At 59.9% G+C, this 13715-nt stretch carries 11 protein-coding genes; 8 read left to right on the top strand and 3 right to left on the bottom strand.

The features are described 5' to 3' along the window. Nucleotides 1–31 precede the first annotated feature (31 nt). Entirely contained in the window at nt 32–1687 is a 1656-nt protein-coding gene (locus J2X76_RS15405) for an acyltransferase (protein ID WP_310218064.1), read from the bottom strand. A 329-nt stretch (nt 1688–2016) separates the two neighbouring features. Between J2X76_RS15405 and J2X76_RS15400 the strand changes: the two genes are divergently transcribed. Then, a complete protein-coding gene (locus tag J2X76_RS15400; protein WP_310217674.1) occupies nt 2017–2754 on the top strand; it encodes a FadR/GntR family transcriptional regulator in 738 nt (245 codons plus the stop codon). Between the two features lie 35 nt (nt 2755–2789). On the opposite strand, the gene J2X76_RS15395 is transcribed toward J2X76_RS15400, so the two are convergent. After that, nucleotides 2790–3578: a discoidin domain-containing protein gene (locus J2X76_RS15395; protein ID WP_310217673.1), complete on the bottom strand. Its 789-nt coding sequence runs from the start codon at nt 3576–3578 to the stop codon at nt 2790–2792. Nucleotides 3579–3589: 11 nt separating this feature from the next. Then, entirely contained in the window at nt 3590–5371 is a 1782-nt protein-coding gene (locus J2X76_RS15390; RefSeq protein ID WP_310217671.1) for a heparinase II/III family protein, read from the bottom strand. Between the two features lie 232 nt (nt 5372–5603). On the opposite strand from J2X76_RS15390, the gene J2X76_RS15385 reads away from it, so the two are divergent. The 7 genes from J2X76_RS15385 to J2X76_RS15355 all read left to right on the top strand — a co-directional run bounded on the left by J2X76_RS15385 (nt 5604) and on the right by J2X76_RS15355 (nt 13672). Beyond that, nucleotides 5604–6548, top strand: a complete 945-nt coding sequence (locus J2X76_RS15385) for a sugar ABC transporter permease (protein ID WP_310217669.1) — start codon at nt 5604–5606, stop codon at nt 6546–6548. A 3-nt stretch (nt 6549–6551) separates the two neighbouring features. Next, nucleotides 6552–7388: a carbohydrate ABC transporter permease gene (locus tag J2X76_RS15380; RefSeq protein ID WP_310217665.1), complete on the top strand. Its 837-nt coding sequence runs from the start codon at nt 6552–6554 to the stop codon at nt 7386–7388. A gap of 4 nt (nt 7389–7392) precedes the next feature. Beyond that, nucleotides 7393–8565 carry a glycoside hydrolase family 88 protein gene (locus J2X76_RS15375; protein ID WP_310217663.1) on the top strand — a complete coding sequence of 391 codons (1173 nt, stop codon included), beginning with the start codon at nt 7393–7395 and terminating at the stop codon, nt 8563–8565. 9 nt (nt 8566–8574) lie between these two features. Continuing rightward, on the top strand, nt 8575–9684 hold the full coding sequence (locus J2X76_RS15370) for an ABC transporter ATP-binding protein (RefSeq protein WP_310217660.1): 1110 nt from the start codon (nt 8575–8577) through the stop codon (nt 9682–9684). A 19-nt stretch (nt 9685–9703) separates the two neighbouring features. Then, nucleotides 9704–10435 (top strand): DUF624 domain-containing protein, encoded by a 732-nt coding sequence (locus J2X76_RS15365; RefSeq protein ID WP_310217657.1) that lies wholly within the window; start codon nt 9704–9706, stop codon nt 10433–10435. A gap of 31 nt (nt 10436–10466) precedes the next feature. Continuing rightward, on the top strand, nt 10467–11747 hold the full coding sequence (locus J2X76_RS15360) for a sugar ABC transporter substrate-binding protein (RefSeq protein ID WP_310217655.1): 1281 nt from the start codon (nt 10467–10469) through the stop codon (nt 11745–11747). 65 nt (nt 11748–11812) lie between these two features. Next, nucleotides 11813–13672 carry a DUF2264 domain-containing protein gene (locus J2X76_RS15355; protein WP_310217652.1) on the top strand — a complete coding sequence of 620 codons (1860 nt, stop codon included), beginning with the start codon at nt 11813–11815 and terminating at the stop codon, nt 13670–13672. Nucleotides 13673–13715 lie beyond the last annotated feature (43 nt).

Genomic DNA, 13715 nt, shown 5'->3' with positions numbered 1-13715 from the left:
TCCACGCGTCCTTTTTCACGAGGCGACTTGGCTACAGACCCATCCCGGCAGGTCGCGTGCGATGCACACCTTTCGGGATAAAGGCAAAGTTTTCAGCGATACCCAAAAGGTCTGCAGCCAGATGCAGGGTCGAAAGCCACATCTCGGTCCCTTGCAGGCTGCCTGCTTGACCATCGGCGAAAGCAAAGCCTCTTCTGGCCTGCCAGCGATCCTGCGAACGCAGAATGATGTCTTCAGCCACGGTTTCCGCATGGCCGCGCATGAAATCCGTCTGCTTGAGGCAGAGCCAAAGCGGATGGATCGTATCGAGAAGATTGCAGGCCGTGTAGGTCGAGCCGGAAAAACCGCGGTTCTTCCGATAGTGTGCAATGACGGAGTTGATGGCCGCCTCAGGAAAAGGGACAGGGATGCCGAATTGGGCATGCGCTCCACGCGTGAGGCGATAGAAGCCGTTGACCGGCTGCAGCAACCCCTGTTCCGCGGTCGGCTTTCCCCACAAGCCGGTCGAACGATCGACACGGGTGGTCAGCCAACCAAAAAGGATTTCTTTCCCCCTGCCGCTCTGGAAATAGCGGGCGTTGAAATAGAGCGCGGTGGCGATCGCATCCACCCTATCGCCGCACCACCATGCGCGGGTGTTCCAAGGCAAGTTCTCGAGCCAGTCGCAGAGCGCAACGGCATCCATCTCGATGCCGCGGATGGGTTGGGACGGATGGCCGCCGAGTATCTCCAGCGCATATCCGACCGCGAGCACATTGTAGAGAGCCGGGGAATCATCGCGGATATTCTTCGCCGGATCAGGCGGGCGAAACGGATCGGGGAAGAAGCCGGTCGCAGGATCCTGCAGCGCCTGCAGCCGATCGATGATGACTTTCGCCTCGGCCCCCGACGGCTGCTGCCCAAAACCGGCGGCGATCTCGATGGCGTCGCATTCATGCCTGACGCTCATATGGGCCCGCCCGTCAGCGTCCGCCGATATATAGCCGTCCGCTGTCCTATGCCGTTCCAGCATATCCGGCCACTCGGCTTCCGCCATCCTGCTGATCCGCAGCAACGCCTGTTCCACGTCAGCACGGCGTGACTTTCCGGCACCTGCCGCTTCCCCGCGGCGGCGCACGACCTTGGCCGGCACGCCGGCCGCAATCGCAAGGTCGGGAATGTCCTTGGTGACAACCGCCCCTGCGGCGATAACCGCGCCCCTGCCGATCGTCACACCATCAAGAATGACTGCATTGGCACCGATCCACACATCATCACCGATCGTGATGCCAAGCGTCTCATGGGGTTGATCGTTGATGGGGGTATCGGGATCGTCGAAACCGTGGTTGAAACCCACGATCGAGACGAGCGATGCAATGCGCACGCCGTTTCCACAGCGGACCTTGCCGGAAATGCATGCATAAGGGTTGACCGAACAATTGGCACCGATCTCCACATCGCCACGGACGAGAGCATGCCCGGCAATCCAGGAACGGTCGCCGACGATCAGGGATGAGGTGAAAACGCGGGCATCTTGCGCGATGTAAGCGGTGGCTGCGATCTGTGCCCCGGCCGACAGAGAAAGCCTTTCCTTGAGCTTCTTCTGGAGGTCGCTTCCAATATCTTCAGGCCCGCGTTCCCAGGTCAGAAATTGGAGCCTCGCTTCCCGATCCGTCTCGGCTTCGGGAATTTCTGGATTTATCTGCATTTCCTCCCTCATCACCTGCCCCGCCGTCCGCCCGCGAGGTTGCAATGTGCGGGAGACGGTCGCCAACGATATCAGCCCGGAAACTCCCATGCTTCCGCATGCCGGAAACGAAAGGACGATGTCATCATACCAATTCCTGTCATTGTCCAACTTGACGAAATACCGCAGACAGGTTTGAGCGTCCAGTTTTAGTTTCGAGCTCGTTTCTGCTGATAAAACCCTTTCCGGAAGCGAGTGGATTTCACTTGCTCATTGAACGGAGCAGAAATTTGTCATACACGTGTGATGAATACGGCGAGAGCGTCGCATCATTGCAGTGGGGATTGAGCGTGACGACCCAGACCAAGGATCGGAACAAAGGACCGGGATCGCTGGTGTCACGGGTAGGCGAAAGCCTTCGGGCGGCAATCGCGAGCGGTCAATATTCACCCGGCGACAAACTTCCCAGCGAGGTCGAGCTGACGGAAGCGCATGGCGTAAGCCGTACGGTGGTTCGGGAAGCGGTCGCCGCGCTGCGCTCGGATGGGCTTGTCGAAGTGAGACAAGGTGCGGGGATTTATGTCCTTAGCCAGGACAATCCGGCTCCATCGAGCCGGAAAATCGACCGGGCGCGCGTCTCATCCGACCTGGAGGTGCTCGAAGTGCGCGCCCCGCTGGAGATCGAGGCTGCCGGTCTGGCCGCGACGCGCCGTTCTCCGGCACAGGAGGAGGCGATCTTCGAGTGTCATCGGCATATTCTGCGCTGTATCGAGCAGAATGAATCCATTCGCGAAGCGGATCTCGCGCTGCACTTCGCGATCGCCGATGCCACCAACAACCCGCTGTTCCGGCAACATCTGGAATTTCACGGCACCGCGGTCATTCCGCAATCGAGAGCGACTCCGGCCGAACGGTCCGGAGAGCAGACCGCCTATCGCCGCATGATCCACACGGAGCACGAAGCAATCGTCATGGCGATCTCCGATCGCAACGAAGAGGCGGCACGCAATGCCATGCGCGACCACCTGAGAGGCAGCCAGATACGCTACCGGGACGTGCTCAGGGATTTCAAGGCGTTCTCGAGCTAGACTGTAGCGACCGGCGGCATCGGCGGTCCGGGGCTCTATTCCGCTTCACGCCCCCAGACCTCGATCTGGGTCAGCGCCGGAAACGGCGAAGGGTCGTCGGCCTTGATCAGACTGTGCAATTTGATCCATTCGACCGTCCGCTCACTCAGCGGGAAGGATTGCGCCGCACCCGATTTGGTCAGGGAAAAACACGCGCTCTCGCCGTTGGAAAAGGTGATGCTCGCCTTTTCCCACCATGCATCATGCGGAAAGTCCGCCCGCAAATAGAAGACGATTTCATCGATTTTCACCGGCCGGCCGAAATCGAGGGTCAGCGTCGCCTCCGGATCGCGATTGATCCCCCAGCTCGTATAGGGCCAGAAGCCATGATCGTCATTGGCCTTTTCGCCGTCGATGGCGTTACGCGCGGCAAACACTGCCTCGCCGCGTGTCTCCACATTCGCCGACGCATGCGGAAAGACCGAGGAATTGGCGTGGTCATCCCACGGATTGAGAGCCAGATTCCGCCGCGGGGCGATTTCCTCCGGCCTTGCCTTTCGCACGCAGAGCCGGTGAATCCTGCCTTCGAAAGCCCGCGGCGAATAAGGGACGCGCTTGGAGCCGAAGGGCACTCCAAGCGCGTAGGTATGGCCTCTCATATAGACGACGGCAGGGCTCATCGCATCATCGAGGGCAAGCACAAGATAACCTGGCTCAGATGCTTCCACGACAACCTGATCGCCTTCGTTATAGATGTCGCGATAAACGAGATATGTCTCGTCCGCACCCGCCGCCTTGGCCCGAACCTCGCCCGTGACATCTACGACTTTCAGTGTCAGTTCCATTCTCGTCCTCCTCAGACGATCCTTAGTTTCAGGCATGTCCCGGCAAAGGGGATACGCAATCGATAAATCCTTGGGGGCCAGGAGATGCGCAGGCGGGGATCGTCGATGTCGATCGCTTCGACTTCGATTTCGCCGGCCCCTTCGAAATCGATACGGCCGAGGCCTTCTAAGCGAAGACCGTGATCCATGATCGGCTCGACGCAGGTCATCAGCGAAAGCGTGGCCGGCAGGTCGCCGTCATGGATGTCCTCGACCTCGACCCGGCTCCCGCGCCGAAGCGTGACGGTCCGCCGATAGGACCGCACACGTGCCTCTGCCGGATAGGCGGACGCAATATCTAGGGACATTTGCGCCTGGTTTTCGGTGAACTCGGCATGAACGGCGCGCGCGGCGAAATCCGCGCCGTCGGCCTGACCGACCTCGCCGAACGTCGGGAGATTGTGGAAGCACGACTGCATGGTCCAGATGTCGTATCGCTGCGGAGAAAAGGTCTTGGCCGTATAGGTTTCGACCCCAACATCGATCAGGAAAGGCTTGCCGTCCTTGTAAAGCGTCAGGCTGCCGACATCGTTGTGGTTATGGCTTTCCCCGTTATTGCCGCCCTTGACGGCCAGCGCGAAGCGATCGTCGCGGGCCACGAACAGGCCAATCCCGGGATAGAAAGCGTCGCCCGCGGGACCGATTTCCTGAAGGATCTCAGGTGTTACCAGCAGTTCCTGAACGCGATACCAGAGGTTCCACTCCTCCGGCAGATGTTTGTGCTCGGACGACAGGCGGTCGCGGGCGGCGAATGCCGCCAATACGTCCGACCCGACCGCCTTGCCGAAGAGATATTCGCGTACGGTGCAGGGTTCCACTATGGCGGCGGAATCGGAAAAATTGAAATACCGGCGGCCGGCCACATGCATGTTGAGGATATATTCCGCCATGCTGCGGATTTTTGGAGCTTTCCAAAGCGGCGCCATGGAAGCCGGGGCAACCTTGTCCAGAATGGCCATCGCTCCGGCCATGCAGAGGGCTGCATGGCGATAGTAGACCACCCCCTCTTCGCATGCCCCATCCTCCGCGTAATCCTTGATGAAGGCATCCAGACCGGAAAGGGCCTTTTCGACGACCCGCCGCCGCAGGCCCTGATCCGTCTTCAGGCTGAAGGCCGACAGAAGGACATTCTGCGTTATCCACGCCGTCCAGTTGTTCATCCGTTCGGCGCCGTTGCCCATCCACCAGAAATGCCGACCCAGGTAAGGCGACAGGATGCGGTCCCGGATTTCCGATTCGATGCGCATAACAACCTGAGGGCTGACCTCATCGAGCCGCTCTCGTAACAGAGCAGCCACAGTCGCCAGCAGGGCACCGGTCTCGGCCGCAAACAGATCGATGACCGGTTGCTCCGTATCGGGCAATGCAAACCGCTGCCCGCCCCGTTCGTAAGCGTTATGCGCCGGAAGCTGCCACCCGCTTTCCTCACAGATCAGAAAGACGCCATCGATGATCGCGTCGATAAAGCGCCCCCCGCCCTCAAGCAGTTCGGCCAGAACCATGTCGTTCAACATCCGCCGGCGCGAGAAATACAGCGCTTCAAAGCGCGAACGATTGCCGGTCAGCGAATATTCCCGGTAGTCCGACGCCCTGATAACCGACCAGGGCCTGGTCAGCGCCGTTTCTGCATCACGCAGCACCGCGGAACGCATTTCATTCGATACGGCTTGCCATGCAGCCCGGTCCTGAACCGGCGCCCCAGGCATGAAGTCTGCCAAAATCGGCGGCAACGATCCGGCGATCTCGCTGAACATCAACCTTCCTCCATGCGTCGGTCAACGACCTGCAACGTCACCTATCATACGTATTTTGAGATGACCATAAAATTCATATGATTTATCTAGAAATTTGTTTGACCAATGTCGGCGATGTGCTATGCCCTCAGCAGGGAGGCGGAACGCCCGCAGCGTCACGGCTGCCTATAGGCCACAACTGAAGCCCTTGGGCATCGATTGGAGCGTCTTGCGTCGAGGAGGGAAAGTGTCCATGTCGAATTCCACCATCGCCGCCAGCGATGCGCCGGCCATGCCCCGGCGATCGGCAAAGGTCCTGTCGCGCCGCCGGCGCAAGATACAAAGCGCCTTGGTTGCCTACTCCTTCATCGCGCCGAACTTCCTTGGCTTTGCCGTCTTCACGCTCGGGCCGATCCTGTTCGCTTTCGTCCTGGCGTTCATGCATTGGGACGGTTCCAATGCGATCACCTTTGCCGGCCTCGACAATTTCTGGAGATTGTTCGAAGACAAGGTCTTCATTGCCGCGTTCTGGAACACGATCATCTATACGGCCGTATCGGTTCCCGCGACGCTTGCCTGCGCGCTCGGCCTGGCGATCCTGCTGAACCAGAAGATTTTCGGGCGTGATTTCTTCCGCACGGCGATGTTCTTCCCCTATGTCGCCTCTCTGGTCGCCGTCGCGGTGGTCTGGAACATGATCTTCAACCCCGAAATGGGGCCGGTGAACATGATCCTCTATACGCTCGGACTGGATCCCAAGGACATGCCGGGCTGGGCCGCCGATCGGCATTGGGCGATGGTGACGGTCATCCTCTTCGGCGTCTGGAAGAGCATGGGTTATTACATGGTCATCTATCTCGCCGGGCTGCAGGGTATCAATTCCGAGCTTTACGAGGCGGCCGATCTCGACGGCGCGAATTCGTGGCAGAAATTTCTCTATGTGACCGTGCCCCAGCTCGCCCCCACGACCTTCTTCGTTACGGTCATGCTGACGATCCAGTCGTTCAAGGTCTTCGATCAGATCTACATGATCACCCAGGGTGGTCCCGGCACCTCAACCCTCGTTCTCGTCTATCACATCTACAACGAAGCCTTCATTTCCTGGGACCTCGGTTATTCCAGCATGATCGCGCTCGTTCTCTTCTTCCTCGTGCTGGCGGTCACGGTCGTCCAGTTCCGCCGACAGAAGGAGGATTGATCCGTGAGGATTGCCGGACGCAAGATCACCGCCAAGAGGGTCGCAATCTACGCGACGGTCATCGTCATCACCGCCGTGATGCTGATGCCTTTCGCCTGGATGCTTTCAGCCTCGCTGAAGCTCAGCCGCGACGTCTTCGTATTTCCGATCGAATGGATTCCGTCGCAGCCGCAATGGCAGAACTACGTGGATATCTGGACGAAGATTCCGCTCGGCCTGTTCATCTACAATACCTCGAAACTGACCATCATCGTCACCCTGCTGCAGTTGCTGACGTCGAGCTTTGCGGCCTATGCCTTTGCCAAGCTCGAGTTTCCCTACAAGAACACGCTCTTCTTGGGCTATATCGCGACCATCGCCATGCCCTGGCAGGTCTATATGGTGCCGCAGTTCCTGCTGATGCGGGAATTCGGCCTGAACAACACCCATCTGGCGCTGATCTGCCTGCAGGCATTCACTGCCTTCGGCGTCTTCCTGATGCGGCAGTTCTACATGTCGATCCCGACGGAGCTTTGCGAAGCGGCCCGCATCGACGGCATGAACGAATATCAGATCTGGGCCCGCATCATGCTGCCCCTGTCGAAGCCCGCGCTGTCGACCCTGACCATCTTCACCTTCGTCACCACCTGGAATGATTTCCTGGGGCCTATGATCTATCTCACCAAGACGGAACTGAAGACGATCCAGATCGGCCTGCGGATGTTCATCTCGCAATATTCCGCGGAATACGGGCTGATCATGGCGGCATCTGTCGTCGCGCTCATCCCCGTCCTGATCGTCTTCCTGTCGCTGCAGCGCTTCTTCGTCGAAGGCGTCGCTTCGTCAGGCATCAAGGGTTAAAGTCATGAATGCCATTGCGCCGATCGCTCCCTCGCCGATCACGGATGCCGAGATCAAGGCGGCGCTCGATCTCGCCGTCTCGCAGATCCGGCGTAATCTGCCCACCTTCACCTACACGTCCCAGAACCATTCCAGCGTTGCCAATTTTTATCCCGCCGTCGAGAACACCCAGTGGACTGCCGGGTTCTGGCCGGGGGAAATCTGGCTGGCGTTCGAGCATACGGGCGACAAGGTTTTCCAGCATGCGGCACAAATCCAGGTGCAGGCCTTCCTGCATCGGATCGAGAACCGCATCGAGACCGATCACCACGATATGGGGTTCCTCTATTCGCCCTCCTGCATCGCCGCCTGGAAACTGGTCGGCGACACGGACGGACGAAGGGCCGCTATTCTGGCCGCTGATCAGCTTATCGAGCGTTTCCAGCCGATCGGCCAGTTCATCCAGGCCTGGGGCCGCAAGGGTGTCGCCGACGAATACCGCTATATCATCGACTGCCTGCTGAACCTGCCATTGCTCTATTGGGCAAGCCGCGAGACGGGCGATCCGAAATATCGCGACATCGCCCTTATTCATGCCCGTACGACGCTGGCGAACTCGGTAAGGCCGGACAATTCCACCTACCACACGTTCTACATGGATCCGGTCACCGGCGCGCCCGTTCGCGGCGCGACGAAGCAGGGTTACAAGGACGACAGTTTCTGGGCGCGAGGCCAGGCCTGGGGCATTGCCGGAATGGCGCTTTCCTACCGCTACGAGCCGATCGACGAATATCGCAATACCTTCGACCGCCTCCTCGATTTCTATCTGAAGAAGCTGCCGGCCGACCTCGTGCCCTATTGGGACCTTGTGTTCACGGATGGGGACGGCGAACCCCGCGACAGCTCGTCAGCCGCAATCGTCGCCTGCGGTCTGCTCGAAATGGCCGAACTGGTCGAGTCCGATGCTGCCGCGCGTTACCGCGAGCTGGCACGCCGGATGATGAAAAGCCTCGTCGAGCATTACGCGGTGAAGGACCCGGCGATCTCCAATGGCCTCGTCCTGCACGGGACCTATTCCAAGAAATCGCCCTACAACACCTGCCGCGGCGAAGGTGTCGACGAGTGCGTCTCGTGGGGCGACTACTATTACATGGAAGCTTTGACGCGCCTCTCGCGCAATTGGTCTTCCTATTGGTGAGAGAACCTGATGGCCAGCATTGCACTCAAGAAACTGAACAAGTCCTATGGCGCGCTGACTGTCGTCCATGACATCGACCTGGAGATCGCCGACAAGGAATTCATCATTCTGGTCGGCCCTTCGGGTTGCGGCAAATCGACGACGCTCAGGATGATCGCCGGGCTGGAGGAGATTTCCGGCGGAGAGCTCGTGATCGGCGGCGACCTGATGAACGACGTGCCGTCGAAGGACCGTGACATCGCCATGGTCTTCCAGAACTATGCGCTTTATCCGCATATGACCGTCTATAAGAACATGGCTTTCGGCCTGCAGCTTCGCAAAGCGCCGCGGGACTTCATCGACAGCCAGGTCCAGGACGCTGCGAAAATTCTCGACATCACGCATCTGCTCAACCGCAAGCCGAAGGCGCTGTCCGGCGGCCAGCGCCAGCGCGTCGCGCTCGGGCGTGCCATGGTCCGCAACCCGGCCGTCTTCCTGCTGGACGAACCGCTGTCCAATCTCGACGCCAAGCTTCGCGGCACCATGCGCGCCGAGATCACCAAGCTGCACAAGCGGCTCGATGCCACGTTCATCTACGTCACACACGACCAGATCGAGGCGATGACCATGGCGGATCGCATCGTGGTGATGAAGGACGGGCATATCCAGCAGGTCGATACGCCGCAGAACCTCTACGATCGCCCGGTCAACATGTTCGTCGCGGGCTTCATCGGCGCGCCGCAGATGAACATGATGCCGTCGGTCATCGAGCGGCGCGGCGACGGATATTTTGCCCTCTTCGATGGACGGGAACTGCCATTGCCGGCGCATTTCGACAGAAATCGCATAGCACCCTATGAAGGCCGGGAACTGGTGATCGGCATCCGGCCTGAGAATTTTCATGAATTGCCGCCGGCCGATATCGCGCCGGAAAACCTCGCGCCCTTCAGCGCCGTCGTCGAGCTTGCGGAGCCGATGGGCTCGGAAGTCCACCTCAATATCGTTGCCGGCGGGCGCAGCTTCATCGCCCGGGTATCGCCCCGTTTCAGGGCGGCGATCGGCGACGAGGTCAAGCTGGTCGTCGACACCACCAATATGCAGCTGTTCGACAGGGAAACGGAGCGCTCGATCCTTTATTAGGCGAGCGGGAGGAAACAGCATGCAATGGCTACGGGACATGTGGGCGAAGGAAGGACCGGGCATTCCCAAGAATGCGCCGAAGAAGACCGGCCTTGCCCTCTTTGCCGAGACATTGGCCCGCGAGTGGTGGGAAATGGTCAAGTTGAACATCCTGTTCATCCTGACCGCGCTGTTCGTCGTCACCATTCCCGCGGCGATTGCGGCAACCGCCCGCGTTTCCGTTACACTCGTCGAAGACCGGAACAGCTATCTCCTGCGGGACTATTTCGAGGCTTTCATCCGATATTTCTGGCGCGCCACCGCCTGGGGGCTGGCCTTCACGCTTGCCATCGGCCTCGGCGTCTTTTCGATAACCAGCTATGCGGCGACCGCCAGGGATAATCTCGTCCTCGCCCTGCCGCTGACGATCGCGCTGGTGGTGACGGTCTTCGTTGTCGTCGTGGCATGCCACCTCGTCGTATTGATGGTGATGCGCGACCTGCCCGCGCCGACGCTGCTGCGGCTTGCCGCCATTGCGGCTGTCATCCGTCCGCTGCCGGCGCTCGCCGCGCTTGCCTTCGTGGCCGTGCTCTGGCTCGCGCATATCGTCTTTTATCCGGTCTCAGTCTTCATGCCGGCCACTCTCAACTTTTCACTCGGAATGTTCGCCGTCGCATTCGGCGTCCATCGGGCAGCGGTCATGGTTCTAGCCCTGCCAATAGCAACACAGGCGCATCGCGAACCGCATGCTGGTGACGCTACGCATATCTAATCCAGAAACACTTCAGGGAAGGAGAACGGAAATGTATTTGGAAAAACTCGGGAGATCATTGAAATTCGCGATGGCGGGTCTCGTTCTTGCGGCTTCCGCCACAGGATCGGCATACGCGCAGTCGGGCGATGCCGTGACGCTCAAATGGGCGCTGTGGGATTGGGACAAGGTCGCCTATTACAAGCCGCTCATTCAAGCCTACCAGGCCAAGCATCCGAACGTTAAGTTCGAGTCCGTGGATCTCGGTTCGCAGGACTACCAGCAGATGATCGCCACGCAGCTCGCGGGCGGCTCCAAGGATATCGACATCGTCACCGTCAAGGACGTTCCGAACTACACCAACCTCGTCCGTGCCGGCTCGATTTCGGACCTCTCCGGCTTCATGACGGAACAGAAGATCGACCCTGCGTCCTTCGGCGGCCTCGTCGACGAACTCAAGATCGACGGCAAGGTCTATGCCCTGCCCTTCCGGTCGGATTTCTGGGTCGTCTATTACAATAAGGACATTTTCGACAAAGCCAATGTTCCTTACCCGACCAACGACATGACCTGGGCGCAGTTCGACCAGATCGCGACCAAGCTCGCCGGCGGCATGGGCGCGAACAAGACCTACGGCGCGCTCTTCCATACATGGCGCTCCACGGTTCAGCTTCCCGGCATCCTCGACGGCAAGCAGACCCTCGCAGGTCCCGACTACGCTTTCCTGAAGCCGTGGTACGAGCGTGCGCTCGCCCTGCAGAAGGCGGGCGTCGTCCCGTCCTATGCATCGCTGAAGACCTCCAACACCCATTATTCGGCGCTGTTCTTCAACGGCACGATCGGCATGCTGCCGATGGGCACATGGTTCATCGGCACCCAGATCGCCAAGGTCGCGTCCGGCGAATCCAAGAGCAAAAACTGGGGGATCGTGAAGTTCCCGCATCCGGCTGGCGTTGCAGCAGGCACGACCGCAGCACAGATTTCAGGCCTGAGCGTCAATGCCAACTCCACGCACAAGGCCGAGGTGCTCGACTTCATCAAGTTCGTGACCGGTCCGGAGGGTGCAGCCATCATCGCCAGCACCGGCACGATCCCGACCGTCCGCACGCCGGAAGTCACTGCCAAGATCGCATCCCTGCCGGGCTTCCCGCAGGACCAGGCGAGCAAGGACGCGCTTCAGTCCGGCAAGTCCTTCCTGGAAATGGCCGTCAATCCGAATGCCGCCAAGATCGAAGTTGTTCTCAACCGAGCGCATGACTCGATCATGACCGACAACATCTCGATCGACGACGGCCTGAAGGAGATGACCGAGGGTGTGAAGGCCATCAAATAAATAGCCTAGCCCGCGGGGGCGCGTTCCCCCGCGGGTCTCTCTTCAGTGAAAAAAACGGTTTGCCAGTGATCTACGACCCAGCTCGAGCCAATCCCCTTTACGGGAACCCTCTTCTGTCCAGAGACGATCTTGGCCGGGCGACCCTGGATCTGTTCAAACCGCTTCTTCGCTATTTTTCAGAAAGCGGCGCGCGGGTCCGCCTGAGCGCGACCGGCGCGCATTTCGACCGCGCCGCAGCGGATCTCGAAGGTTTCGCCCGGCCGCTCTGGGGCATCGTGCCGCTCGCAGCCGGTGGTCACGACTTCCCCTATTGGGATCTCTATCGCCCCGGCCTCGCAAACGGCACCGATCCGTCCCATCCGGAATATTGGGGCGAGATTTCCGATCGCGACCAGCGTCAGGTGGAACTGGCGGCCGTCGGTTTCGCACTTGCCATGGTGCCCGAACACATCTGGGATCCGTTGACCGAAGGACAGAAGAAAACCGTCGCGGCCTATCTCCTGTCGGCATATGACAAGGAATTCATCGACAACAACTGGAAATTCTTCCGGGTTCTCATCGGTCTCGGCCTGACGCGCGTCGGCATAGGCTTCGACCAATCCAAGACCGGGAAATATCTCGATGAGGCGGAGGCCTTCCGGCTTGGCGAAGGCTGGTATCGCGACGGGCCGGTGAAGCGCGTCGATCACTATATCCCTTTCGCCATGCATTTTTACGCTCTGATCTATTCCGTTCTGGCAAAGGCCGACGTCAGGCGCGGCGATGCCTATCGCGGACGTGCCCGCATATTTGCGCAGGATATTCGCCACTGGTTCGGCCCGGATGGCGCAGCGCTCGCCTTCGGGCGCAGCCAGACATATCGGTTCGCCGCCGGCGGCTTCTGGGGCGCGTTGGCCTTTGCCGATACCGAGGCCCTGCCTTGGGCCGAGATCAAGGGCTATTACATGCGTCATATCCGCTGGTGGTCGACGCTTCCGATCGCCGACCGGGACGGCGTGCTGTCGATCGGTTACGGCTATCCCAATCTACTGATGAGCGAGAGCTACAATTCGCCCGGTTCGCCCTATTGGGCGCTCAAATTCTTCCTGCCGCTGGCTTTGCCCGCCGACCATCCATTCTGGTTGGCAGAGGAAGCGCCGGCGCCCTCCTTCGCGGACCCGGTTCCGCTGAAGGAACCGGGCATGGTCGCCATGCACACACCCGGCAATATCGTCGTTCTTGCTTCCGGACAGCAGCACGACAAGATGCGCGGCGCCCATGAGAAATATTCGAAATTCGCCTATTCCACCCGCTACGCCTTCAACATCGAGGCGGACGACCGGAATTTTGCTGCCGCAAGTTTCGACGGCATGCTGGGCCTTTCCGACGACGGCGTGCATTTCCGCATGCGCGAGACGCTCGAACAGGCGTTGATTGCCGGTGACAAGCTGTACTCTCGCTGGAAACCCTGGGGCGATGTGACGGTTGAGACATGGCTGGTTCCGGCCAGCCCCTGGCATATCCGCATCCACCGCATCGTCACGCCGCGCGCTCTGAAAACGACCGAAGGCGGCTTCGCCATCGAGAAGGCGGACTTCAACGCCGATATCGCAGAGCAAGGCGAAGGTTTCGCCGTTTGGCGCGGCCAAACCGATACAAGCGCGATCGTCGATCTCTCACCTGCCTTCAGGCGTGGCGGCCACTCGATGAGCCCGATCGCCAACACCAATCTCGTCCACGCCAAGACGCTTCTTCCACAGCTCCGGGGAGAGATCGTCGCGGGGACGACGCTGCTTGCCGCGGCCGTCATAGCGCTCCCCAATGCCGAGATGGACCCGGCATTTCTGAGCTCCGTCCCCGACTGCCCGGATGTGACCGAATTGGAGCGACTGTTCCGCGCGACAGGCGAGGTGGTTCCAGGCTTCGACCTCGCCGGCGCCAGGTGACGTGGACGATCCTGTCCGGCCGGTCAATTTGCCGGCCGGCGAT

This window comes from Neorhizobium sp. 2083 (assembly GCF_031455615.1).
In the GTDB taxonomy this organism is placed as follows: Bacteria; Pseudomonadota; Alphaproteobacteria; order Rhizobiales; family Rhizobiaceae; genus Neorhizobium.
Note: the sequence above shows the minus strand (reverse complement) of the source record. Positions and strands in the feature narration are given on the sequence as shown.